At 42.8% G+C, this 23,789-nt stretch carries 24 protein-coding genes and 1 riboswitch; of the genes, 7 read left to right on the top strand and 17 right to left on the bottom strand.

Annotation, left to right across the window (positions count from 1 at the left end; translation table 11 throughout):
* Window positions 1-48 precede the first annotated feature (48 nt).
* The 10 genes from flgM to EDD69_RS10480 all read right to left on the bottom strand — a co-directional run bounded on the left by flgM (window position 49) and on the right by EDD69_RS10480 (window position 8,498).
* A complete protein-coding gene (gene flgM / locus EDD69_RS10525) occupies window positions 49-318 on the bottom strand; it encodes a flagellar biosynthesis anti-sigma factor FlgM (protein WP_132948919.1) in 270 nt (89 codons plus the stop codon).
* Between the two features lie 86 nt (window positions 319-404).
* Window positions 405-815: a TIGR03826 family flagellar region protein gene (locus EDD69_RS10520; RefSeq protein WP_132948918.1), complete on the bottom strand. Its 411-nt coding sequence runs from the start codon at window positions 813-815 to the stop codon at window positions 405-407.
* Between the two features lie 60 nt (window positions 816-875).
* Entirely contained in the window at window positions 876-1,313 is a 438-nt protein-coding gene (locus EDD69_RS10515) for a YaaR family protein (RefSeq protein WP_132948917.1), read from the bottom strand.
* Window positions 1,314-1,324: 11 nt separating this feature from the next.
* Window positions 1,325-1,573: a flagellar biosynthesis protein FlhB gene (locus tag EDD69_RS10510; protein ID WP_132948986.1), complete on the bottom strand. Its 249-nt coding sequence runs from the start codon at window positions 1,571-1,573 to the stop codon at window positions 1,325-1,327.
* Window positions 1,570-3,513: a hypothetical protein gene (locus tag EDD69_RS10505; RefSeq protein WP_243643098.1), complete on the bottom strand. Its 1,944-nt coding sequence runs from the start codon at window positions 3,511-3,513 to the stop codon at window positions 1,570-1,572. Before EDD69_RS10505 ends, EDD69_RS10510 begins: the two co-directional genes overlap by 4 nt.
* Window positions 3,514-3,527: 14 nt before the next feature.
* Window positions 3,528-4,235, bottom strand: a complete 708-nt coding sequence (locus EDD69_RS10500; protein ID WP_132948916.1) for a ComF family protein — start codon at window positions 4,233-4,235, stop codon at window positions 3,528-3,530.
* Complete coding sequence (locus EDD69_RS10495) at window positions 4,232-5,665, bottom strand: ATP-dependent helicase ComFA (protein ID WP_132948915.1); 1,434 nt, start codon at window positions 5,663-5,665, stop codon at window positions 4,232-4,234. Before EDD69_RS10495 ends, EDD69_RS10500 begins: the two co-directional genes overlap by 4 nt.
* Before the next feature lie 46 nt (window positions 5,666-5,711).
* A complete protein-coding gene (locus EDD69_RS10490; RefSeq protein ID WP_132948914.1) occupies window positions 5,712-6,554 on the bottom strand; it encodes a DegV family protein in 843 nt (280 codons plus the stop codon).
* A 100-nt stretch (window positions 6,555-6,654) separates the two neighbouring features.
* Complete coding sequence (locus EDD69_RS10485) at window positions 6,655-7,335, bottom strand: response regulator (protein WP_132948913.1); 681 nt, start codon at window positions 7,333-7,335, stop codon at window positions 6,655-6,657.
* A gap of 17 nt (window positions 7,336-7,352) precedes the next feature.
* The gene (locus EDD69_RS10480) at window positions 7,353-8,498 is read right to left on the bottom strand and encodes a sensor histidine kinase (protein WP_132948912.1); all 1,146 of its coding nucleotides are present in this window, start codon (window positions 8,496-8,498) and stop codon (window positions 7,353-7,355) included.
* 212 nt (window positions 8,499-8,710) lie between these two features.
* Between EDD69_RS10480 and EDD69_RS10475 the strand changes: the two genes are divergently transcribed.
* The gene (locus tag EDD69_RS10475) at window positions 8,711-9,349 is read left to right on the top strand and encodes a YigZ family protein (RefSeq protein ID WP_132948911.1); all 639 of its coding nucleotides are present in this window, start codon (window positions 8,711-8,713) and stop codon (window positions 9,347-9,349) included.
* 96 nt (window positions 9,350-9,445) lie between these two features.
* Entirely contained in the window at window positions 9,446-10,462 is a 1,017-nt protein-coding gene (locus EDD69_RS10470) for an LCP family protein (protein WP_132948910.1), read from the top strand.
* A 35-nt stretch (window positions 10,463-10,497) separates the two neighbouring features.
* On the opposite strand, the gene EDD69_RS10465 is transcribed toward EDD69_RS10470, so the two are convergent.
* Window positions 10,498-11,562 carry a glycosyltransferase family 4 protein gene (locus tag EDD69_RS10465; RefSeq protein ID WP_132948909.1) on the bottom strand — a complete coding sequence of 355 codons (1,065 nt, stop codon included), beginning with the start codon at window positions 11,560-11,562 and terminating at the stop codon, window positions 10,498-10,500.
* Between the two features lie 287 nt (window positions 11,563-11,849).
* On the opposite strand from EDD69_RS10465, the gene EDD69_RS10460 reads away from it, so the two are divergent.
* The gene (locus EDD69_RS10460; protein WP_132948908.1) at window positions 11,850-12,068 is read left to right on the top strand and encodes a hypothetical protein; all 219 of its coding nucleotides are present in this window, start codon (window positions 11,850-11,852) and stop codon (window positions 12,066-12,068) included.
* Between the two features lie 3 nt (window positions 12,069-12,071).
* Entirely contained in the window at window positions 12,072-13,418 is a 1,347-nt protein-coding gene (locus EDD69_RS10455) for a SpoIID/LytB domain-containing protein (RefSeq protein ID WP_132948907.1), read from the top strand.
* Between the two features lie 29 nt (window positions 13,419-13,447).
* Here EDD69_RS10455 and EDD69_RS10450 read toward each other — a convergent pair whose 3' ends face one another.
* The 5 genes from EDD69_RS10450 to EDD69_RS10430 form a co-directional block, all read right to left on the bottom strand.
* Window positions 13,448-14,209 (bottom strand): S-layer homology domain-containing protein, encoded by a 762-nt coding sequence (locus EDD69_RS10450; RefSeq protein WP_132948906.1) that lies wholly within the window; start codon window positions 14,207-14,209, stop codon window positions 13,448-13,450.
* An 86-nt stretch (window positions 14,210-14,295) separates the two neighbouring features.
* Complete coding sequence (locus EDD69_RS10445; protein WP_132948905.1) at window positions 14,296-15,741, bottom strand: N-acetylmuramoyl-L-alanine amidase; 1,446 nt, start codon at window positions 15,739-15,741, stop codon at window positions 14,296-14,298.
* A gap of 420 nt (window positions 15,742-16,161) precedes the next feature.
* Window positions 16,162-18,390 (bottom strand): S8 family peptidase, encoded by a 2,229-nt coding sequence (locus tag EDD69_RS10440; RefSeq protein WP_132948904.1) that lies wholly within the window; start codon window positions 18,388-18,390, stop codon window positions 16,162-16,164.
* Between the two features lie 87 nt (window positions 18,391-18,477).
* Complete coding sequence (locus tag EDD69_RS10435; protein WP_132948903.1) at window positions 18,478-19,095, bottom strand: S-layer homology domain-containing protein; 618 nt, start codon at window positions 19,093-19,095, stop codon at window positions 18,478-18,480.
* A gap of 15 nt (window positions 19,096-19,110) precedes the next feature.
* The gene (locus tag EDD69_RS10430) at window positions 19,111-20,238 is read right to left on the bottom strand and encodes an Ig-like domain-containing domain (RefSeq protein WP_132948902.1); all 1,128 of its coding nucleotides are present in this window, start codon (window positions 20,236-20,238) and stop codon (window positions 19,111-19,113) included.
* A 28-nt stretch (window positions 20,239-20,266) separates the two neighbouring features.
* Window positions 20,267-20,352, bottom strand: a riboswitch (cyclic di-GMP riboswitch).
* A gap of 161 nt (window positions 20,353-20,513) precedes the next feature.
* Here EDD69_RS10430 and EDD69_RS10425 point away from each other — a divergent pair.
* Genes EDD69_RS10425 through EDD69_RS10415 form a run of 3 tightly spaced genes read left to right on the top strand, consistent with a single transcriptional unit; the run spans window position 20,514 to window position 23,023 of the window.
* Entirely contained in the window at window positions 20,514-21,497 is a 984-nt protein-coding gene (locus EDD69_RS10425) for an energy-coupling factor ABC transporter permease (protein WP_132948901.1), read from the top strand.
* A gap of 6 nt (window positions 21,498-21,503) precedes the next feature.
* Entirely contained in the window at window positions 21,504-22,301 is a 798-nt protein-coding gene (gene cbiQ, locus EDD69_RS10420) for a cobalt ECF transporter T component CbiQ (RefSeq protein WP_132948900.1), read from the top strand.
* Window positions 22,298-23,023, top strand: coding sequence for an energy-coupling factor ABC transporter ATP-binding protein (locus EDD69_RS10415; protein ID WP_132948899.1), 726 nt, complete (start codon window positions 22,298-22,300; stop codon window positions 23,021-23,023). The genes cbiQ and EDD69_RS10415 overlap by 4 nt, the downstream gene beginning before the upstream one ends.
* A 27-nt stretch (window positions 23,024-23,050) precedes the next feature.
* Here the strand turns inward: EDD69_RS10415 and EDD69_RS10410 are convergent, their stop codons facing one another.
* Window positions 23,051-23,596: a glutathione peroxidase gene (locus EDD69_RS10410; protein ID WP_132948898.1), complete on the bottom strand. Its 546-nt coding sequence runs from the start codon at window positions 23,594-23,596 to the stop codon at window positions 23,051-23,053.
* Between the last annotated feature and the right edge of the window lie 193 nt (window positions 23,597-23,789).

Genomic DNA, 23,789 nt, shown 5'->3' with positions numbered 1-23,789 from the left:
CTCCCTAAACGTACATAAAAATTAAATCAGTATGATGGGAATACTGATTTAATTTTCAAAGTAAAATTTGTATATACTTTTCGCGATGGCAGCGGGATCAATTTGATAGGTTCCGTTTTGCACTTGTTCTTTTAACTTGCGCACTTTCTCTTGATGTTCAACCGTCCATTGAGAAATTTGCTGCAACTCCTTCGCCGTCGCGGAAATTTCCACTTTATCTTGACCTTGCTTCACTACAGGCTTTTTCGCCTGCATCTCTTGGTCGAACTGACGTCTGTAAGGATTCACGCCCATCGAGCCGAAATTGTGAATTCTCATGAAAATCCCTCCTTTTCTATGCCGTTTCCGTATCTCCTACCTATATTATCGGCAAACCAAAAAAAATTGTTTACAAGAAATTCAAATTAATTCTCGTCATCCTCTTTCGTATAATAAACTCTTTCCATATGACGGCGTTTTTTCATCTCTTCTTCCTTTTGCAACATTTCTAATTGTTTGCTCAAGTCTGTTGAACAGTTTGCACACAGTCTTCCTTCGCGAATCAGCGTGCCGCAGCGGTCGCAAGGATATCCTAAATTCGGGAATTGTGCAAGTTTTAGACGTCCGCTTTTAATGAATTTCATCAGCAGCGATTCCTTAACCCCTGTGGCTTCCACCACTTGCGCCATTGTCGCCATGCGATTTTCCCTTTTGCGCAAAAAATGATAAACTTTCTCGAAAGCCTCTTCTTCTTCGCGATAACAGCTCTGGCAAATATCGTGAAACTGACTTTTTATAAATAGGCGTCCGCAGTTTGGGCAATTTTCTAAATTCATTGTTCCCCTCCCCAATCCTTCTCTCTTTCTTCTTTCTATTATAAGACAAATAAAGAGCGCTTACGTATAAATATTGATAATTAATCCTTGAATTTCCCCGATGGTGCTTAAAAGGTCAATTCCTTGTTTTTCTTTTTGCAATACGGCATTTGTTAAATCAATTAACCTTTTGTCTATTTCTCTCACAACTTTATACAACCGCGAACGCCCGCTCCAATTGAAGCCGCGTTGTTCGGATAATTGCAAACCGTTTTTTACCGCATCGTCAAGCAGCTGTTTAACAAGCTTTTTATATTTTCGCAAATCTTCTACCGAACGCGACTCTGCTAAAATTTTTCCTTGTTCTTCGATTTCTTTCGCAAGTTGCTGAAAGCGCTCGAGAGCGAGTTCTTCGTTTTGCTTCGCTACAACTTCTGCAAACGATACAGACGCCGAGGCTGTTGCTTCCTTTTTCCTTACGTTCATCATGTTTGCTTTTGTGATTTTTTGAATTTCCACATGAATCTCCCCTATTGTTGTTCAATACTTTTAATTAATTTTAAAATTTCTCCAATGACGGCATAGAGCTGTGAAGGAACGCGATGTTCCGCATCAGCTAAATGCTTGACAAGCGACGAATCGGTTTGGATGGGAATGTTTTGTTGTTGTGCTTGCTTGATGATTTCGTTTACCGTATTGGTTTTAGACTCCGATAGTTGATCGGCTCCTTTTTCATAACTTGTCAATGCGGAAAAATAATGTTGATAACCGTTTTTCATACCGTCCAATCATAACCTTTCTCGCTGTTTGTTTCTTTCGTTTTCGTTGTTTCGGCAACTGTTTCTTGTTCTTCTTGTTCATTCATTTTCGCAAACGTAATTCCTTTTACATTATAGCCGATGGCTTCCAAGTTCTCTTTAGCCATCTCCGTTAACGATTTCAAAGCTTCGGTCAGTTTCACATTGTTCGTTTTAATGGTCAACTTTAAATTTCGTTCCAATGCCTGAAGCAAAATGCCGATTTTCCCGTACTTTTCCGTATCCAGTAAAAAGTACAGGCTGCAGTTTTCCCAATCAAGCTTTCCTCCATCATTTCGGGAATTTAAATAAATGTTGACCGTTTCAATTTTCCCCTGCATCAACAATGGCAATTGATAAAACATCGTTTGCGTATGTTGGTTGGTCTCAAATTTGCTTAACAGCTGTTGACCTGTCATATTCGCTAAAGCGTGCTCGGCTTGCTGGACGATCATGCCAGGCTCTCCTTGGCTTAATTTCATTAACAACGCTTTTATATTTTGCGGCTCAATGGCTGGCTGTTTAAACAATAAAGCGCGGGAAACATCTTTTTCATGATGAAACCCTAATTGCCGAAATTGCTCAAACGTATTTCGCGCCGAAACTTCCTCGCCAAGCGGAAGTGTTAATGTTTTTGCGAGTTGCGAAAGAAGCTGCTGCTTTGGCGTTGTTTCTTGCTCGTTTAAATGAAGAGCAGAAACAAAATGCTTCACTTTGACGTCTGCCGGCTGAAAGCGAAGACCTCCAAGCAAATTCTTCACTTCATTTACGATTTTTAAAGCATCGCTCGGCTTTCCCTCCGTAAGCAGTTGCTTCGCTTCCGCCAATTTTGCGCTTGCCTGAAGCATTTGCTTCTCCGTTTTCATGTCGGTAAAAAGCATAAATTCTCCTTGCAAAATGGCGCGGTCTAACGTATGAATGACGGCTTCGACAAATTGTTTTGCCTGCTGGCGCGCCAATGCTTGTCCTCTGTTCAACAAAAGTGCCGCGTTTTCTAACTTCTTATTCATCTCGATTTGCAGCTTTTTAAAATCAAGCGCCGCTTGCGAAAGTTTTTCCGTCACCGTCTTCACGATTATATCTTTGGCTTGGACAGGGATGCTTCGAGCCCATTCTTCGTTCCAATATGGCAGTTCCGTTTGTTGCCCGTTCGTTGCTTCTGCCCCTGCCAAAATGCGATCTTTTTGCGAGATTGATTGATCTTTTTCTAATAAGTCTGTTTCAGTTTGAGAATGAAACATCTTCTTTTCGTCTAAATCTGTTTCGGTTTGAGAGTTGAACATTCTCTTTCCGGTGTCAACAAAATCCCTATTGTTCTCCTTTGAAGATTGTAAATGCGGCAAGAGATCGAGATGATCGGCCAACTGCGTTAATACCTCACCGAATGGCTCGCCATGCAACGCTTCATGGATAGACTGTAAATGCAACTCGGTCACTTCAAGCTTTTTATTCGCAAGTGCCTGTATCGTTTCCAGTTTTTCATTCAGCGTCCCCTTTGCTTTTTCGAAAAAACGCTTTAATATCGCTTTTTCTTCCTTAGATAGGCGAATTCCTTGCGCTAGCAAAATTTGTTCCGCTTTCTCTAATTCACTGACAGGGAGCGACCCGGTGGCCGCCTCTTTCGCCACTGTTTTCGGTACGGCTTGCACTTGTAAAACATGATCTTTTATTCCAATTATTTTTACAGCAAATTGCTCTTCGTTTGGGATTTCTCCTTGAAAGTGAACGCGTACATCCTGTCCTTTAATCGTTACAATGGCTTCATGGTTGCTTAATTTTTCCTTCATTGTCGCGAAAAATGTTTCCCCTTCTTTCAAGGAAAACGGAAATGAATTGGTCATTGACTCGTTTAGGATCCAATCGTTGCGAATTTGCATTGATTTCACGCTCCGCTCCATTCTTGCTATTTTTAATATCGGCATGTTTGTCCTCGATCTTAACCTCGCGCCAATGTGAACGAAGAAACAGAAGCGGCGCCGGCCTTGAGCAACACCTTCGCCGCATGTCTTAACGTCGTCCCTGTCGTATAAATATCATCGATCAACACAATATGCCTGTCTTGTAAAGACGTTTTTTCCGACAACTGAAAGACATTTTCTGTTCGCAAGCGCTCACGTCGCGATTTTTTTGATTGTTTTTCGAGGTGATGACGATGAAGCAGTTCATGAATAGGGAGAGCGAGCAGCTCAGCCAGCGCCTTTGCTTGGTTAAATCCGCGTTCATACAGCCGCTCAGCGCTGAGAGGAATCGGAACGATGAGAAAGGTATGGTCAAAATAGCGATCAAATTCATGGCAAAACTCTTCTTGAAACGCTTGGACGATCGCATAATCGCCGCGAAATTTCCAAAGCGCAACCACTTCTTTCATAAATTCATCATACATATACACGGACCGATTTTTCGTCAACACATCTTTCCACTCGTCGTCCTCTTGCCAGCGAACACAGTCCGTGCATAATCGTCCTTGACGATGCAATGGTTCAAGACCAGCAAACGGACGGCCGCAACTATCACAAATTTCTCCGTCAATTCTCATCAAAGCATTGCGGCACTTCGAACAAAGACAATCCACTTTTTTTAATGTCAGCAAATACCGCCAACTCACCGTTGGATTGTACGGCGTATGACAAATCAGGCAATTCATTGCGTTTTCAACAGCCCCCTTTCCGCCGCCTCTTTGTTCATTCTTTCGATTTGCCGTTTCGCCGCGACCATTTCCTGCGTTTTGCCGTAATGGAAAAAGCGGACATCGCCGTTCGGATATTGGGCGCTGCGGCCGACGCGGCCAGCGATTTGCACGAGCGCGCTTTCAGTAAAAATCGCTTGTTCGGCACCCAAGACCGCAACATCAATGTTCGGAATGGTCACGCCGCGCTCTAAAATGGTCGTCGTCACTAAAAGCGGAATGTGTCCTTGCCGAAATTGTTGCACTTTTTCTTTTCGCAAAGGATCTTCCGCATGAACACCTTCAATCGAGGGATGAAACGATTTCAAGAGCGGAACGATTTGTTCGAGGAAATCAATATGAGGAACAAAAAGAAACGCTTGTTTCTTCTGTTCAAGGTGTAAGTGAATCCAATTGATCACATTGGCAGGAAGTCTTTTTTTCTTCCATAGCTTTTTCCAATTTCCACACCATTCAAAAACGGGAACAGGGAGAGGATGACGGTGATAGCGAGCAGGAATCGTCACAGCATGACGCTTCCCTATGTTGACTTCTCGCTGCCACGTTTCATTTGGAGTAGCTGTTAAGTAAATGAGCGAGGAGATTGGCTTGCGCGCCTGTTCAACCGTATGCGTCAACGTCGCATCAACCGAATACGGAAACGCATCGACTTCATCAACGATCATCACATCGAATGCTTGGTGATAACGAAGAAGCTGATGAGTCGTCGAAAGCGTCAACGAAGCGAGCTTGCCGCGATCTTCGCTGCCGCCATATAACGCAACGACATCAACAGACGGAAAAACGTGTTTGAGGCGCGGGGCCAGTTCTAAAATGACATCGGTGCGTGGGGCGGCAAGGCAAACACGCTTCCCTTGCGACAGAGCAAGCTCGATACCGTGAAACAGCACTTCCGTTTTCCCAGCGCCGCATACGGCCCAAACGAGAAGATGTCCGTCGCGACGAATCGCCTCACAAACCGCATCTGAAGCGAGTTGCTGGGCGGGTGATAGAGTTCCTTGCCAGCAAAGGGAAGAAGAAAAAGGCGAGGAAGGTGGAATTTGTGTGGAAGACACAAGCGGATTGCATTGGCTGGCTCGTCCCATCTTGATGCATTTGCGGCAATAGACGCAAGCTTCGCCGCAGCGGGCGCATGGAAAAGAGGCAAAAAGATGCGGATCTTCATTGCCGCAGCGCACACACACATAACGATTTTCATGTTGCACAATGCTTGGTTTGTAGACGATATAGCCGTGTTCGTAATGTTGATGAACGACTTCAAACGGAAATGGAAGCTCAGAAAGGAGGAGCTGCTTTCCAGCGAGAAAAGAAAGGAGAGAAGAAGACGGGGAAAAATGTTCATGAAGAGGTTGCTTTGGCAAGCCGCCAAGCGCTCGATAATCAATCATTCATAATAACCTCCAATAAAAGACGCCGCCTCATGCGGCGCCTTCGTTATTTTTTATACCAGCCAAACCCCATCGCACCTTCGCCTAAGTGCGTACCGATGACAGGGCCGAAATAGCTGAGGAAAAATTCAACGTGCGGGTACATTTGTTGAAGCTCTTCTTTCCATGCGCGGGCTTCTTCTTCACGGTTGGCATGAATGATGACCGCACGCATCGGCACGCCGAGCTTCGCATCTTCCGCAAACAATTCTTCCATTCGCTTAAGCGCTTTTTTGCGCGTGCGAATTTTTTCAAATGGCACGATCACTTTATCCACGAAATGAAGGAGCGGCTTCACTTGAAGAAGGCTGCCGATCAGCGCCTGCGCCCCGCTTAAGCGGCCGCCGCGTTGTAAGTGAGACAAGTCATCAACCATAAAGTAAGCGCGCACCGAACGTTTCATTTCGTCTAAACGGGCAATAATTTCTTCCGGGCTTTTGCCCGCTTGCGCCATTTCTGCCGCTTCGATCGCATAAAATCCTTGCATCATGCAACTAATTTCAGAATCGTACGAGTAGACTTTAATTCCTTCAACCATTTGACCCGCTGTCACAGAGCCTTGATACGTCCCGCTAATGCCGCTCGATAAATGAATGCTGATGACCGCATCGTATTCTTTCGCTAATTGTTCAAACATTTCGACAAACAGTCCAATCGGCGGTTGGGACGTCGTCGGCAATTCGCTATGCGTTTTCACTTTCGCAAAAAATTGTTCCGCCGTTAAATCGATTTCTTCTCGATACGTTTCCGTTCCAAATGTCACGCTTAGCGGAATCATATGTATGTTTAACTTTTCACGGATTTCTTGCGGAATATAAGCTGTACTATCCGTTAAAATCGCCGTTTTCATCGTTCAGTACCTTCCTTGTCCCAAAGTTTTCTTCTTTTTATTTTACTATAGAAGCTCTCATCTTTGCAGTAAAAAAGGTTGTCGAATTCCCTCGACAACCTTAGCGTACTTCCACCCAGCCATTTTTAATCGCCACTACGACCGCTTGCGTGCGATCGTTGACGTTCATTTTTTGTAAAATGTTGCTTACATGGTTTTTCACCGTTTTTTCGCTAATGTATAGCGCATCGGCAATCGCTTTATTGCTCTTTCCATCCGCAAGCAGCTGCAATACTTCGCATTCGCGCCGTGTGAGCAAATGGAAAGGCATGCGTACTTCTTGTTTTTGTTTTTCTTGTTCTGGCTGATCCCCAGAAACAAGGCGGCGATATTCTTTTACTAAGTTATGCGTTACTTTCGGATGCAAATACGAACCGCCTTCTGCAACTACTTTGACCGCTTCAATGAGCGCGTCCGCATCCATTTCTTTTAATAAATAGCCCATTGCTCCTGTTTGCAATGCATGCATCACATAGTTTTCATCATCATGAATCGATAAAATGATCACTTTCGTATCTGGATAAGCTTCAATTAAACGGCGCGTTGCTTCGACGCCATTGACATTTGGCATATTAATGTCCATGAGGACAACATCTGGCCTATGCTGTCTAACAAGCTCGAGGGCTTCTTCTCCGTCGCTCCCCTCTGCAACAACCTCAAATTCTTCTTCAAAATCTAAAATGCGTTTAATTCCTTCTCGAAACAATTTATGATCATCAATGATTACAATGCGTGTCTTCATCGCTGTTTCCCCTCTCTTTACTGCTCAATATGAAGTGGAATTTGCATGCTGACAATCGTTCCAATCCCTTTTTGTGAATAAATCGTCATTTGTCCTTCCAAAAGGTCGATTCGTTCTCTCATCCCTATTAATCCGAACGCTTTCTCTTTTTTCTCGTTCGGATCAAATCCTTTGCCGTTGTCTTTAACAACAACGAACAAATTTTGGCGTTTGGTTTCAATCTTCACTTGAATTTCCGTAGCCTCAGCATGTTTTAATGCGTTTTGGACCGCTTCTTGAATCAGTCGGAAAATAGCAACCTCTAAGCGGTTCGGCAAACGTTGACATTCACTGATATTTGTAAACGTAATTTTCGTTCGATGATACTCTCCGATTGTCTGTAAATATTTCCGCAATGTTGGGATTAAACCGAGATCATCAAGCGCCATTGGCCGCAAATCATAAATAATGCGCCGCACTTCATACAATGCGGAACGAACCATCTCTTTCAAGTCGCGCACTTCCTTAAGCGCTTCTTTCGCACCGCGGTCGCGATAAATGCGCTCGATTAAATCTGAGCGCATAATAACATTGGCCAACATTTGCGCCGGCCCATCATGAATTTCGCGCGACAATCGCTTTCGCTCCTCTTCTTGCGCTTCGATAATGCGCAAACCGAATTCTTGTTTTTGATTGGCTCCTTCGATAAATTCGCTTAATTGGCGCAAATCTCCGTTTAAATAGTTTAATACGACCGTAATTTGACCGATCAGGTGATCGGCGCGTTCGATCGTTTCTTTTACTCCAGAAATCCGCCGTTCCAATTCATCGCGGCGAAGGCGCAACTGTTTTTCTTTTTCGCGCATCATGGCTAATTCCATCTGCAACATATGCGCTTTTTCGTAAGCGTCATGAATTTCAGATTCGGAGTAGTTTGAGAAATTCTTGCTCACTTCGGACAAGCGTTGCCGAGCGAGGCGCGCTTTTGCTTCTAAACGATCGGATTGATCGATCACTCGACGAACTTTTTCTTTTACTTCGTGCAATTCCTCAAGCAATCGCTCATGTTCTTTGCGCGACTGCTCGCCGATTTGGAAAATTTCATCTTTGCTATGATCGACCGTTTCGATCATTTTCTCAACAATTTGATCGAGTGATTTAGAATCAAATTTTTTATTGGACATATGTACCACCTGAAGAAAAATTGACCTACGATAGGGAATTTTCCCGATATTTATTTTAACATTTTCTTCACTTGTTCGACATCATACCTTTTCATGTATAATTTTGTCGTTTTATAATTTATTATAGCATGTTTCAATGATTTGCATCAGTTTTTTCATGAATATGCATCAAATAAGAACATTTTCAAATCATACTCAGAGGTGATTGATCATTGTTGGAGAAATACTATACCGTAAAAGGATACGGAGAAACTGAAATCGTCATTGAAAAATCACGATTCATCTGTTACGTCAATCGGGCAACGACAGAAGAAGAAGCGATTCGCTTTATTCAAGAAATTAAAAAGAAGCATTGGGACGCCACCCATAACTGTTCCGCCTATTTAATCGGCGAACATGACCAAATTCAAAAAGCGAATGATGACGGCGAGCCAAGCGGAACCGCAGGAGTTCCGATGCTCGAAGTATTAAAAAAGAAAGGATTAAAAGATACGGTTGTCGTCGTGACGCGTTATTTTGGCGGAATTAAACTCGGCGCAGGCGGGCTCGTACGCGCCTACGGCAGAGCGGTATCGGAAGGATTAAAAGCGACAGGCATCGTCGAACGAAAACTGATGCGCATCATGCAGACGACGATCGACTATACGTGGCTTGGAAAAGTCGAAAACGAGCTTCGTTCTTCTGTTTATCGCATCAAAGACATTCATTATACCGATCAAGTGACCATTGAAACGTATGTGGAAGAAAGACAGAAAGAAACATTCATCGCTTGGATGACCGAATTAACAAATGGAAAAAGCCGAATTACTGAAGGAGACGTTACGTATTTAGAAGAAGATGTGAAAGGATAACAAAAATTTTTCATTTACGAATAAATAAAAATTTTGTAAAATGAAGGTTGTTTATATGTCGAGATTTGTTGAATCATTTGAAAAAGGAGAACGACTATGCAAAATAGACGTATGCATAAAATCATACGAAAGAAAAGAAAGCGAAGAAGAGCATTATTTTTCATTTTGCTTCCGTTGCTGGCGATCATCATCGGCGGAGCCACTTATGCATCTTTTCTATTAAACAAAGCACAGTCGGTCATTCAAAACTCGTTTGAAGAAATTGAAGGCCGGGAAAAACCACGCATAAAAGAAGTAGACCCGAATTCTGATAATATTTCCGTGCTGTTCATCGGTGTTGATGATAGCGATGTGCGTCAAAAACGCTCAATGGGAGCTGTGCGTTCCGATGCGCTCGTTTTGGCAACCTTTAACGCGAAAGAGAAGTCGGTCAAATTGTTGAGCATCCCTCGCGATTCGTACGTATACATTCCAGAGGAAAAAAAGTATGACAAGATTACGCATGCTCATGCTTACGGCGGGGTGAAAGCAACGGTCGAAACCGTTGAAGAACTGCTAGATATTCCTGTTGATTACTACGTGAAAATGAACTTTGAAGCGTTTGTGGATGTTGTCGATGAACTAGGCGGAATCGAGTATGACGTTCCTTACGAATTATACGAAATGGATTCAAAAGACCGACGTGACGCCATTCATCTAAAACCGGGTCTACAAACATTAAACGGAGAGGAAGCGCTGGCATTAGCCCGCACAAGAAAATATGACAGTGACATCGAACGAGGCAAACGGCAACAAGAACTCATTAAAGCGATCTTTAAAAAAGCGACCACGATTCATTCATTAACAAAGTACGATGACATTCTTGAAGCAGTTGGAAAAAATATGACAACGAACTTAACATTTGATGAAATCATGGGCTTCCTTGCCTACGTAACCAAAGGCAAAACAGATATCGAAACATTGCACCTAGAAGGACAGGACACGACAATCAGCGGTGTCTATTACTATCAATTGGATGAAGCAAATGTAGATGAAATTAAACAAACGTTAAAAGACCATCTAGACGTATCTTCTTATCATGCCAAAACAGAGCAGCTAGCTCAAGAGCAATAAAGGCGTTGCCATGAAGCAACGCCTTTTTCTATCCCTCATGATATTCTTCTCATTCCACGCATTCCACGCACGATTTTTAAAAGCGGACGATAATCTTTGCTAACCAATCCAACCTTCTCAACAATTAATTCAACAATGAGAACTATTGCGGTAATGACAAAAAGTGAACCAAACATCGTCGCTTTAGAAAGAAGCACAGCAGCTAAACCAAACATCGCTGCCATTCCGTAAATGATGAGCACCGTTTGACGATGGCTATAGCCGAGACGCAAAAGACAATGATGCAAATGCGACTTATCCGGTGCAGATAACGGTTGTTTATTGACAATGCGACGAATAATCGCAAAGAACGTATCAGAAATAGGCACACCTAAGATAAGGATCGGAATAACAAACGAGAAAACTGTTACATTTTTAAACCCGAGCAATGACAAGACTGAAATCATATAGCCTAAAAAGAGCGCACCCGTATCTCCCATAAAAATTTTGGCTGGATGGAAGTTATAGATGAGAAATCCAAGCGTACTTCCAAGCAAAATTAAACTCATCGCAAACACAAATGCATAGGTGTTGCTCATTGTCGCAGCCATGCTGGCAATCGTCACAAGCGCAATGGAAGAAACGCCTGCTGCAAGTCCATCCAATCCATCAATTAAGTTAATCGCATTCGTAATTCCAATAATCCAAAACATCGTAATCGGAATGCTTAAAATACCAAAATCTAACTGACCGCCGAATGGCAAGTTGATGTACTCAATGCGCACACCGCCATACACAACAACGACAACCGCGGCAATAATTTGACCAAGCAATTTTAATTTTGGCGGCAATTCATATATATCATCGAGCACACCTGTTAACACAACAACAGCAGCTCCAATCAAAATCGCAGTCGCAAACGGGCTTTCCGGTTTTAAAATCCAGTATCCAATCATGAAGCTGATAAAAATAGCCAATCCGCCTAAACGCGGCATAATTTTTTGATGCACTTTTCGTTGATTCGGTTTGTCTGTCGCACCGACTTTAAAAGCAAGCCATTTCACAGCTGGCGTAATTAACACTGCAATTATAAAGCAGATCAACAAGGTGAAATAAATCATAAGGAACCTCCCTAATTGTTAGCATTCCCGAATTGTTTAAAGTTGCATACATATCCAAATAGCACTTTCTACCATTTGATTTTCTCACAAACCTATCAGACATTATAGCACAAATTTTTCAAATAAAGAAAGAAAAAATAGATCCATAGAGAAAAAGGCTACAACATTTCCAATTATACTAACATTTTTATCGTTTTACTCTACACAAATTTTGTTAATTTTTCATACTTATAAGGCAAAGTTTGCTATAATAGCAGATAGAAAAATAGAGTAAGGAGGCATTTCCTATGAAAAAACGCACTCTTCTCCTTTTGCTGCTCGCTGCGTTTTTTTTCGTATCCATTCCAAAAGCGTTAGCGGATGATGAACCTGTGCTTGCGAGCGTTGAATGGGTGTTAGCAAAAATCAATCCGTTAAATGAACGGGTCACAAAACTTGAACAACGCGTTCAGCAGCTTGAAAGTGAAGTGCAAAAACTAAAACAACAATTGGAGGCTACAAAGTAAAAAATGAAAAGGCTGAAACAGTGGTGGATCGTTTCACTCATTGGATTTCTTTTCTTGTTACCAATAAAGACGGAAGCGGCATCATACCCGACACCAGTGAAAGTTAAACTTCTTCCAACAACGACTTTTTCAGCAACGGTCACAGGAAATTACCGGCTCATTAACCTTGATTCAAATCAAGCCATCTCATTTACAAACCCGATTTCTTTCTCGCAAAGCAACGGGAAAGTCGTTGCCACAACTGGAACAAAGACGTATTCATCCTCATCTGGATTTATGATCGATGAAGTAACACGAAGTGATCTTAACGAAGTAACCATTAGCAACATCAAGCAAACAAAAGGTTCCGTTGCAGTGAAGTACCGCGGTTCTTTTACAATCGTTCCAGGTGCAACTTCTCCTGATCTATTCAACACGCTCGATATAGAAGATTATTTAAAAGGTGTCGTGCCGGGGGAAATGCCAGCTTCTTGGCCAAAAGAAGCATTAAAAGCGCAAGCGGTGGCAGCGCGCAGCTATGCGTATACTCAAATGAAAAAAACCTCCTATTTGCAAATGACGGTCGCTAGCCAAGTTTATGGGGGAAAATCAAAAGAACACTCTAACACGAACGCTGCCGTTAGCGAAACAGCTGGCATCTATGCTACATACAACAATCAACCCATTGCTGCCTACTTTCATTCAAGTTCAGGCGGCTATACAGAAAATAGCGAAAACGTTTGGAGCAGTGTCGTGCCATATATTCGTTCGGTTGCCGATCCATACGATCAACATCCGAGCAATCCGCACTACGGATGGACAGCATCGGCTGATTCAAGCACGATTGCTTCAAAGTTTAAATTAACCAATGAACGGCTTGTTGCCTTGCGCGTAACAGAACGAACACAGGCAGGAAGCGTACAGCAAGTGCAAGCGATCGCATACAATCCAACAACCGCACAAAAAAGAACCATAAACACTCGAACGACATTCGTATCTTCCCCAGACTCGTTTCGTTCATTCTTTGGAGTCACATTAAAAAGCATCTCTTTTAATATAAAAGGAAATGCGAATGTGAAAATTAAACGAGCGGACGGTTCTGAACAAACCGTTGATCATGTCGCTGGATACAAACTGCAAACGGTTAGCGGTGAAACAACCATTAATGATTTAAACATCTCTGTTCGAACAAAGGACACAACCATTTATTATCCAACTTCTCCAACTCAATTCACATTCACAGGAAACGGTTGGGGACATCGTCTTGGCATGAGTCAATGGGGAGCGCGCAGCATGGCAGAGAAAGGATTTAAGTATGACCAAATTTTAAAACATTACTACAAAGGAATCGAAGTGAAAAAATTAAATTAAAAAAGGGTGTCCGTTTTTTTTGGACACCCTTATTTTTGTAAATTTAACGCCCGATACATAAAAGTAGCAAATTCAGCGCGGGTCGTGGCTCGATCAGGATAAAAATACCCATTGCTGCCTTGGGCTATTCCATATTGGGAAATGATTTGAATCGCTTCTGCTCCTTCTGTTTTTTCGTTCACATCTTTATATCCTGAATATGGAATACTGCTGTTTGGTTGAAGCTTAAATGCACGTTGAAGAACCATTGCCATATGTTTTCGTTTCATCGGCTCGCTCGGCATAAATCGATTGTTTGGATATCCGCCGAAAAAGCCTGCTTCATACGCTGTCATCACTTCTCGTGCAAATAGATGGTCATCTGGAACGTCTGAAAAAACAGACGGTTTGGACGAAAGCGGAAGCTGAAATGCTCTCACAAGCATGGCTGCTGCTTGCGCACGAGTAATCGATTGGCTCGGTGCAAACAAGTTATTTCCAACCCCGCCGACAATTCCTTGATGATACAAGCTTGTCACGTACACATAAGCCCAATGATCAATAGGTACATCTTTAAATACTTGTTGATTCTCAACAGCCAATTTAATCTTGGCAATTTCTTGTTCAAGTTGCTTCGTTTTCGCATCGATTTCATTTACTTTTTCGTTCGACTCCGACAGCTGATCTTCCACCCAGTCGGCCGATGCTACTTCTTTTTCTTCGACCGCATCAACTTTTTCATTTTTCTTCTCGCAGGCTGCATTGAAAAGCAACGCACCTACACACATAGATAAAACCATATATTTTTTCATTACTACGATTCCCCCTTTTTCGCCTACGAAAAGCGAATCAAGCTCTTACACAAATGAACGGACCGCTATACGCGTCCGTTCATCATTCATTGAGACGTATAGTATTTTATAATCCCTTGGTAAATAGCCTCAGCATAAATCTCTTGATATTGCGGTGAGGTTAATTTTTTAGCATCATCGGAATTCGAAATAAAACCAAGCTCAATTAACACACTCGTAATATTGTTATTGCGGAGAACATAGAAATCGTAATCTTTCACGCCTCGATCAACCATATTCGCCCGCTTAACAATTTCTTGTTGAATAAATTGGGCAAGCTTTTTACTTTCTTCCCCATTCGCATTTTTCGACGTATCGTAAAACACTTCCGTCCCTTTCGCAGATGTTTTTGCAGCCGAATTGACATGAATGCTGATAAACATTTCCGCATACTTGCTCTTAGCTATATTGACACGATCCTCAAGCGTTGGATACACGTCCGTTTCACGTGTCATAATGACGGTCGCTCCCGCTTTTTGAAGCTTCGCTTTCAGCTTTTTCGCCACTGCCAACGTGATGACTTTTTCGGTCGTTCCTGCCCCAATTGTTCCAGTGTCTTTACCGCCATGCCCCGCATCCACAACGATGATGCGTCCTTGAACCGGAGAACCTGTCACATTTCTTAATTTTAAGTATGTTTTATGAACGTACGCAAGTTGATTGTTATACTTAATTTTTGCCCAAAAGCCGTTTATGTCATAAATATCAACGATTTGACCTTTTTGCAGCTTTCCGACAAGCGGAGCAGTGGCGGAAGGTTGGGAGCGCACGTTCAATATCGACGCCGTGACGATTCCTTGAACATTCGTTTTCGCCTTATTATACACCAATTCAGGTAAAGGGAGACGGAATTGCTCATTGATCGTTCGCGTCAATAACACAGAAAATTCTGCGCGCGATATGGAATCATTCGGGAAAAATTGATCGTTACGACCGACAGCAATTCCATAGTAATAAAGGCGATTAATATAGGCGAGCGCCCAATGACCAGCCGTATCTTTAAAAACAGGGGCTGATTCTGCTGAAGCATCTTTGCTCGCAAGCGAAAAGGCTTCAACAAGCACTTTACTCATCTCCGCGCGTGAAAGCCCTTCATTCGGACGGAACGTTTGATTATCGTATCCTGTCATAAAACCTAACTGCATGGCACGAGCAATCCAACCGCGCGCCCAGTGATTGGAATCTACATCTGTAAACGGTAATGATGACGCGTCCGCTTCCTTTTGACCAAGCGCAATCAAAATCATTTTGGCAGCCTCTGCTCTTGTCACTGGATTGTTTGGACGAAACTCTGTCACACTTCCTTGATCATATCCAGCAACAATGTTTCGAGCGGCTAAATATTCAATTTCACTTTTTGCCCAATGATTATCCGGCACATCGACAAATCGCTCGCCTTGCTTCATTTCCGTATTCGCAAATGCACTATACACACCAGAAAAGAAAGCAAGAAGAACGATATTCAGACAAATCAATAACTTTTTCCCCACCATTTTCTTCTCCCTTTCGACAATTCTTTTTCTATAGTTTTAAGCATAACAAACAATCCTAACCTTTTCCATAAGAGATTGGTCATATTTTGGCTGTATATAACTAATTTCCTTTTCAAGCATGAACAAGACTGTCACTAAAAAACATCTTTCGACAAATAACGACAACATCCGACAAATTTATACATTTTTTTTATTTTCTTTAATATCCACCTTTTCATTGAAGCAGAGTTATTATTTTTGTAATGATTTTTTTCAAAATAGGGGATATACTAACTCATGCGATAAGATTTTGGTTGGTAAGCCATCCCCCCGCTACGCTTGTAGCGGGGCTTTTTATTTTTCATCCATGTATACTGCTTCGTACGAGACGTATAGTTTATGGGGATGATGAAACGCAAAAAATAGCCAGCGTGACGCTGGCTATTTTTTTCTTTCATGCACTCTCACAAGCATGGCGGCAAATTCCGCTCGCGTAATCGGATCATTCGGACGAAAAGCAGATTGTTTGGCAACAATCCCCCGTTCCGCGAGCAGCTGCACCGCTTTCCGTACTTCTCCTGTTGTTACATCTTGAAACAGATGTGACGTATGAATCGTTTCATTTTCGATTTGCAGCGCTCTCACCAACATTAACGCCATTTGCCCTCTCGTTAACGGCTGATCAAGCTGCGCCTTTCCATCTGCTCCCTTCAATATATGCCGCTCCGATGCGTTTAAGACGGCAAGCGCTCCAGATGAGGAGAGCGATACATCGCGAAACGGAGAAGAAAGAACAGATGGAGCTTCCCAGCCAAAGGCACGATTCATCATCATAATCCCATGACGTCGACTAAGCCGATCGTTTGGCCGAAATGTTCCATCTCCGTATCCGCGGACAAACGAAAGCGATTGTGCTTGCTGAACCACCTTATACGCCCAATGCTTTGGCGGCACATCGCGAAAGGTTGTTGGGCGAATAGGGGATGTCCGATTTTCAAACGCAATCACTTTTTTATTGCCGTCTGTAACTAAAACGCTGATGTCCCCTTCTTTTTCAGAAATAAAATCAGATAGTCGAACCGTCATCAACCAATTGGTGATCGTAAAGGAATGAACGAGACGGCCTCCGAAAAAGAGATGCGCGGTTTTCCCTTGCAAGGATGGTGAAAAACCAATCCAATATAAACGCCCTTTTTCAATCGGTTGTCCGTGTTGAAAATCGAGCCAATCCACCGCTTGGGACGGCACAGGAGATTGAATCGCTTTTTGCATTTGCAACAGCCCGTATCCTGAGTAAATATCATAACCGCGCTCATGTACATCTTTGGCTGTTTCCAACAGGCGTGTGCGCAACTGAATCGCATCTTCATGAGGATGCAGCGTTTTTAATACGGCCAATGCCCCTGTCACATAAGGAGCCGCCATCGAAGTGCCGCGCAACGTGCGGTAGCCATTCAGATACGTGCTTAAAATGTTGTCGCCAGGGGCGCTAAGATCCACTTCCCAACCATAATTGGCAATCGAAATTGGTTCATCGCGTTCATTCGTTGCTGAAACGGTGATCACACCCGGATAGCTCGCAGGATAAACGGTTGCCGTCGACATATGGCTGTTTCCAGCTGCCGCCACGACAAGCACCCCTTGATGAATCGCATCGTCAATCGCTGATCTTAAAACAGTCGTTTCCCCTTTTCCCGCTAAGCTTAAATTAATCATATCGGCTCCTTTTTCAAGCGCATAGCGAACCCCTTTCGCGATTTCAAAATCGCCGCCGCTTCCATAATGATCAAGCACTTTGATCGGCAAAATATCGACAGGCGCATTTCCGATCACACCGCTAATCCCTTTTGCATTATTCGCGACAGCCGCCACAATCCCAGTCACATGCGTTCCATGACCAAACGTATCCTCCGCATATCGCTTTTTTTCTGCATAATCAACGCTTAAACTGTATAAAATGTTATCACCGAAATCTTCATGCATACGAACCCCTGAATCGATCACCGCCACAAGAAGATGATCGACCGCCTTTATTTCAACAACCGTCGGTTCGACCGTCCAATCCATCGGCTGAACCCGAACATGAATAGTCGGTGCAGAACGGTTCAATCGTACATCTAATTTGGCTAACGTCCCTTCATTCCATCCAAGCAAATTTCCAGCATCGTCCAACACTTCCAGCCGCCACGTTCCTTCCACATGATCCAATTGAACGGAAAGCCGGGAAACCGATTGATCTCCAACGGTGAAAACGAAATCTTTTCCTTTAAGCGTTTGCCCTGTATACGTTTCCATCTTTCCATCAACAGCGACTGTCTGGCCGATCAACAGGTTGCGAGAAGCGAAGTTTGGAAACACCCAATCGATTTTTTGAAGCGCCCATTGCTCATAAAAAAACGGATCATTGGGAACAGAAGCCGCTCGTTTCACATAGTTCGGCTCCACTTGAAGAACATATGGAAGCTGCTTTATTTCACTTACTTCCTCTTCCGTCAATGACATTTTCGCAAATGCTCCATCCACATCGAGCACCTTTGTTTTATATGCGTTTGTCAGCATCTCGATTTCCGATTCATTTCGCAAACGAACGATCCATTCCTCTTGCTCGCTCGCCTGCGCCATACTCGGAAAAATGATCCAAATCATGAAAAGGAAAACAAGCTTTCTCATAAACAATCCCCTTGTTTTTTCTATTTTTCTACTATTATAGCAAAAAAGAAAACGCCCTCTGTAACCGAGGGCAAAATAGCTAGCAATCTATTGAATACTCACGACTTCCGGCGCCTCTTGTTGCGCTAACGCACGGTAAAGGAACACCGCAAAATGAGCGCGCGTCACATGGCCTTTTGGATTGAATACATCTGCTTCCGTAATGCCATGCTGTTTTAAAATTTTGACGTCTTTGACATGGGAAGGAGAAATGGACGACATATCTTTAAAAGTGACCTTCTCACCCGTATCTTCTAAATGAAATACACGTACGAGCACGGTTGCCATTTGCTCACGCGTAATCGGTTGTTTTGGTCCAAAATAGCCGTTTGATCCTTTAAAGATGCCTTGTTCATACATTTGCGCAATTTCTTTTGCATTGATATGACTTGAAGGAACATCTTTAAAATACGTCAGCTTTTTTGGTTGCGGATATTTCATCGCTCTCGCTAATAAAATCGCTATATGTCTTCTTTCTAACAAGTCTTTTGGTCGAAACGTTCCATCAGGATATCCGCCAATGATTGCTCGATTGGCTAACGTTAAAATTTCTTTTTCGCCAAATGTTTGTTTATTCACGTCTTTAAACGATACCGCCTGGACTTGCATCAACGGCGCAAAAACAAGACTTAGGATGAAACATAACAGAACGATTTTCTTTTTCATCCCCGCTCACATCCTTCACTCTACGGTAAACTCCACTTTTACTGCATGTTTTAACGAAAATCCATTTTCACCCTCGATGTCTTTGCCGATGTAAAGCGTATACGTTTCGCCTGATTTATATGGTTGAGTTGGAACCACTTTTAACGTATTCGTTTGTTTGTCATAAGAAAGTTGGACCTCGACAAGATTTTCATTTGCATCGAGCACAATCACATCGAGCTGCGAAATCGTCTTTTCATTCAATGGTTTGCTAAATTGAATGTTCCACTGCTTTGTCCGAGCGACACGTTCTTTCTTCTTTTTGATCGCTTTTGCTTTTTTCATTTTTTCTCTTGTTTCTTTTTGATATTTTTCCATCTTTCCTTGTAAGCTTTTGATTTTAGTTTCTAACTCTGCCACTCTTTCATAACGAGCTTGAATCTCTTCTGTTTCGCCAAATTTACGCGTTAACGCATCTAAACGATTTTCAACCGCATGTAAACGATTCAACAAAGCTTTAAGCTTGCCATAATAGCTAGGTGTTTCATATACTTCTTTTTCAATCTCTTTCACATCATCTTCTGCTTCTTCCTCTGTTTCGTTCTCTTGTTCATCTTCTAATTCTGCTTCTGTTTGGTTCTCTTGCTGATCATCGGCTACTTCTGTTTCTGATTCATTCTCCGCCTCATCGTTCATTTCTGTTTCTGGTTCATCGGCTTGTTCATCTTCAACCGTGGTTTGATCTTGTTGAGTAGAGTCACCTGATGTTGGTTCTTGCTGAGTAGAACCATCCGGTGTTGATTCTTGTTGAGTTGAGTCATCCGATGTTTCTTCTGTATTTTCATTCACAACCGTTTTATCTTCGGTTGATGGTATTTCATCAATGGATTGTTCGGATTCGAATTGTTTTGCTTTGGTCATATATTTCTGCAGCTTTTCTTCGATTTTGTTTAATTGCTTGTCAATCGAACGCAATTGCTTAGCCAATCCTACATGTTTCTTTTCATCTTTTTTCTTTTCTTCTTTGTGATTTTTTCCTACATTTTGCTTTTCCTCTACTTTGCTTTCATCTTGTTTTGCTGTAACCGCATACACAGGAGCGCTAAAAACGGCAAGTGTGACTGACGAGATCGCCGCAATCATTTTTATCACGTTTTGTTTCATTACCGACCTTCTCCTTTCTTCTGATGGTAATGGCAGCTGGCTGTCATAGGCAAAAAGCCGTTAGACCCTATAGCTTTGTGACACCAAGTTTCCTTGGCTGTAACTTTCTCTTTCATTCTAGCGTAATGGCCTATGGAAACAATAGGACAAAACGTCTCATTTTTACCTAATATTCGACATTGATTCCAGTTGCATCTTCACTCATTTTTACCTAATTTTTCTTTCAAAACGTTTACCGTCGTCTTATAATAATGGAAAAAGGAGGGGAATTTTCAATGCACATGGCCGATGCGCTGATTTCACCTGCCGTGGCGGCAACGATGTGGGGGGCTACTGCAGGGATCACAGGCTACTCGTTAAAAAGACTCAATTTCGATGTCGAAGAAAATAAGCTTCCGTTGATGGGGGTTATGGGGGCGTTTGTGTTTGCAGCACAAATGGTCAACTTCGCCATCCCTGGAACAGGTTCAAGTGGGCATTTAGGCGGGGGATTGTTGTTAGCTATTTTGCTTGGACCGTATGCAGGTTTTTTAACGATGGCGACGATTTTATTCATTCAGGCGCTTTTTTTCGCCGATGGGGGATTGCTTGCGTTTGGTTGTAACGTGTTTAATCTTGGCTTCTACACATGCTTTGTCGCCTATCCTCTTTATAAGCGAATGATTGAAAAAGGAAAAGGAATTTGGTCGGCTTCCGTTATTGCCGCTGTGATCGGCTTGCAACTAGGAGCCTTTAGTGTCGTCGTCGAAACGGTACTATCAGGAAAAACCGAACTGCCGTTTACAACGTTTACGCTTCTCATGCAGCCGATTCATTTAGCGATTGGCATCGTGGAAGGAATCGTGACTGCCGCTGTCGTCACCTTTATCGCAAAAGCGAGACCGGAGTTAGTGAACATTCATCACTCACACCATCCGAAAGCGAACAGGGTCCTTGTCGCTCTGGCTCTTGTTGCTCTGTTTATCGGCGGCATCGTTTCTTCATTCGCTTCTTCTAACCCAGATGGACTTGAATGGTCCATTGCCAAAACCGCTGGAACAGAAGAACTAGAAGCATCCACACTCATTCATGAAACAGCAGCCAAATGGCAAGAGAAATTAGCCCCTTTGCCAGACTACAACTTTAAAAATGCAAGCGAAGGCGGCCTGATCAACATCGGGACAAGCTTTTCTGGTGTATTCGGGACATTGCTTGTTCTCTTCTTCATTCTTACCGTCGGAACGATGTGGAAATGGTTCAAATTCAAACGAGCTAGGTGAATTGAGATGAAAAAAATCGATCAAACGACTTTTCATATAAGGCTGTTTGATGAGCGGTCAAAACAAGCGACCGCCATCCATCGCCTTCATCCAATCAGCAAGCTGTTTGTGACGCTTGCTTATCTTTTTGTCATCGCCTCATTTGAAAAATACGATGTATTCGAGCTCGTCCCGCTCGTTTTTTATCCGATGATAGTGACGATTCTCGCCTCTCTTCCGTTCCGTTCACTCAGCAAACAAATGCTGCTCGCCCTTCCGTTCATCATAGGGATCGGAATCACCCAGCCTTTTTTTGTGGACGGAGACATCGCGTTATTCAAACAGATGACGATTTCAGCTGGTTGGATCATTTTTTTTACCCTTCTTTTGAAAGGAATTTTAACGGTTTGGGCGACATTGCTTTTATTTGCGACGACAGGAGCTGAAAAAATAGGCGCAGCCCTCATCGCTTTGCGCATACCCAAACCGCTCGTTTTGCAGTTTTTGCTTACATACCGATACCTCTCTCTCCTAATAGAAGAAGCGAAGCGAATACGAAATGCCTACTCGTTGCGCGCCCCGCGCGAAAAAGCGATTCGCCTTTCCATCTGGGCAACGGTGATCGGCCAAATGCTTCTTCGTTCGTTTGATCGGGCCGAACGCATCTACCATGCGATGAAATTGCGCGGTTTTACAATCGAACAATACGGAATGACACAGCAAAAAATGAATGTAATCGATGTTGCCTATTTATGCAGCTGGATGGTTCTTTTCACTGTTTATCGCCTATTTCCTTTGAGCACATGGTTCGAGGTGATTCAATGATCAACGTATCCAATCTGTCTTATACATATCCCGATGGCCACCAAGCGATTCGCGATGTTTCATTTCATATTAAGAAAGGAGAGTGCATTGGGCTCATCGGGGCAAATGGCGCGGGAAAATCAACGTTATTGCAGCTGCTCGTCGGATTGCTTATTCCGCAACAAGGCACGATTGTTGTCGATGGCATCACAATGACGAAAAAGACATTGCCCGCCATTCGCCGTAAAATTGGCTTTATGTTTCAACATCCTGATGATCAACTATTTATGATGAGCGTCTATGACGATGTCGCCTTTGGGTTGCGTAACGAACGTTTGCCTGAAAATGAGATCGAACAACGCGTTACTGAGGCTCTTACGATGGTCGGAGCCCTTCATTTAAAAGATCGGGCACCTTACCGTTTATCAGGCGGAGAAAAACGATTAGTTGCTCTTGCGACGATTTTAGCGATGCAGCCTGACATTCTCATCATGGATGAGCCGACTGCCGCCCTTGATCCGAAAGCGCGGCGAACATTCATCCGCTTAATGGAGGGGCTACCGCACACGAAAATCATCGCCACGCATGATCTTGATCTCGTACTTGAACGCTGCGAGCGAACGATCGTGTTAAGCAAGGGACGAATCGTATACGATGGAAACACAAACGATATTTTAACGGATGCCGCCTTTTTAGAACAACACGACTTAGAACTTCCGTTGATGCTGCAAAGATGGAAATAGACGTGTGCCGAGTGGCGCACGTCCCATCTACAATAATGCTTCTACCTCATGGGCAAAATCGCTCGGTTCCACAAACGGTTCGTATCGTTTGACGACATTTCCTTCTCGGTCAATCAAAAATTTTGTAAAGTTCCACTTAATTTCGTCCCCGACAAGCCATTCCGGATTTTTATCGCTAATCATTAATTTAAGCAGCTTAGCATTCACGTTTGTTTCATCAAATCCTTGAAACGGCGCCTGCTTTTTTAAATAAGTAAAAAGCGGATGCGCCCCTTCCCCGTTCACATCAATTTTCTTGAAAATCGGAAATTCAACGCCGTAGTTTAGTTGACAAAAGGCAACCGCCTCTTCACTGCTTCCCGGCTCTTGGGCCCCGAACTGATTGCACGGAAAGCCAAGAATTTCAAATCCGCGATCACGATACTTCTCATAAAGCTTCTGCAAATCATCAAACTGCGGAGTAAAGGTACATTTGCTCGCTGTATTGACAATCAGCAATACCTTTCCTTTATATTGTTCAAGCGATATTGGTTCACCATTTGCTTTTTCGACGATAAAATCATACACACGCATCTAATCCTCTCCTCCTTATTTTATAATAATTATTATTTTATATTTTTTATTTTATGATTTTTAATTTCAATTGTAAAATGATTTGCTTCTTTATAAATGGCTCTGTTAAAGATAAATGTTGATTTTTTGAATTTTTTACAAAATATTGTTATAATAAAAGGAAAATAACGCTTTGACAGAGGTGGTAAGGATT

The organism is Thermolongibacillus altinsuensis (genome assembly GCF_004341205.1).
Taxonomy (GTDB): domain Bacteria; phylum Bacillota; class Bacilli; order Bacillales; family Anoxybacillaceae; genus Thermolongibacillus; species Thermolongibacillus altinsuensis.
Note: the sequence above shows the minus strand (reverse complement) of the source record. Positions and strands in the feature narration are given on the sequence as shown.

Bases quoted from the DNA above. Each gene is read 5' to 3' on its own strand.
- flgM (WP_132948919.1), bottom strand. From the start codon at position 318: ATGAGAATTCACAATTTCGGCTCGATGGGCGTGAATCCTTACAGACGT.
- EDD69_RS10520 (WP_132948918.1), bottom strand. From the start codon at position 815: ATGAATTTAGAAAATTGCCCAAACTGCGGACGCCTATTTATAAAAAGT.
- EDD69_RS10510 (WP_132948986.1), bottom strand. From the start codon at position 1,573: ATGAAAAACGGTTATCAACATTATTTTTCCGCATTGACAAGTTATGAA.
- EDD69_RS10505 (WP_243643098.1), bottom strand. From the start codon at position 3,513: ATGCCGATATTAAAAATAGCAAGAATGGAGCGGAGCGTGAAATCAATG.
- EDD69_RS10500 (WP_132948916.1), bottom strand. From the start codon at position 4,235: ATGAATTGCCTGATTTGTCATACGCCGTACAATCCAACGGTGAGTTGG.
- EDD69_RS10495 (WP_132948915.1), bottom strand. From the start codon at position 5,665: ATGATTGATTATCGAGCGCTTGGCGGCTTGCCAAAGCAACCTCTTCAT.
- EDD69_RS10490 (WP_132948914.1), bottom strand. From the start codon at position 6,554: ATGAAAACGGCGATTTTAACGGATAGTACAGCTTATATTCCGCAAGAA.
- EDD69_RS10485 (WP_132948913.1), bottom strand. From the start codon at position 7,335: ATGAAGACACGCATTGTAATCATTGATGATCATAAATTGTTTCGAGAA.
- EDD69_RS10480 (WP_132948912.1), bottom strand. From the start codon at position 8,498: ATGTCCAATAAAAAATTTGATTCTAAATCACTCGATCAAATTGTTGAG.
- EDD69_RS10470 (WP_132948910.1), top strand. From the start codon at position 9,446: ATGCAAAATAGACGTATGCATAAAATCATACGAAAGAAAAGAAAGCGA.
- EDD69_RS10465 (WP_132948909.1), bottom strand. From the start codon at position 11,562: ATGATTTATTTCACCTTGTTGATCTGCTTTATAATTGCAGTGTTAATT.
- EDD69_RS10460 (WP_132948908.1), top strand. From the start codon at position 11,850: ATGAAAAAACGCACTCTTCTCCTTTTGCTGCTCGCTGCGTTTTTTTTC.
- EDD69_RS10455 (WP_132948907.1), top strand. From the start codon at position 12,072: ATGAAAAGGCTGAAACAGTGGTGGATCGTTTCACTCATTGGATTTCTT.
- EDD69_RS10450 (WP_132948906.1), bottom strand. From the start codon at position 14,209: ATGAAAAAATATATGGTTTTATCTATGTGTGTAGGTGCGTTGCTTTTC.
- EDD69_RS10445 (WP_132948905.1), bottom strand. From the start codon at position 15,741: ATGGTGGGGAAAAAGTTATTGATTTGTCTGAATATCGTTCTTCTTGCT.
- EDD69_RS10440 (WP_132948904.1), bottom strand. From the start codon at position 18,390: ATGAGAAAGCTTGTTTTCCTTTTCATGATTTGGATCATTTTTCCGAGT.
- EDD69_RS10435 (WP_132948903.1), bottom strand. From the start codon at position 19,095: ATGAAAAAGAAAATCGTTCTGTTATGTTTCATCCTAAGTCTTGTTTTT.
- EDD69_RS10430 (WP_132948902.1), bottom strand. From the start codon at position 20,238: ATGAAACAAAACGTGATAAAAATGATTGCGGCGATCTCGTCAGTCACA.
- EDD69_RS10425 (WP_132948901.1), top strand. From the start codon at position 20,514: ATGCACATGGCCGATGCGCTGATTTCACCTGCCGTGGCGGCAACGATG.
- cbiQ (WP_132948900.1), top strand. From the start codon at position 21,504: ATGAAAAAAATCGATCAAACGACTTTTCATATAAGGCTGTTTGATGAG.
- EDD69_RS10415 (WP_132948899.1), top strand. From the start codon at position 22,298: ATGATCAACGTATCCAATCTGTCTTATACATATCCCGATGGCCACCAA.
- EDD69_RS10410 (WP_132948898.1), bottom strand. From the start codon at position 23,596: ATGCGTGTGTATGATTTTATCGTCGAAAAAGCAAATGGTGAACCAATA.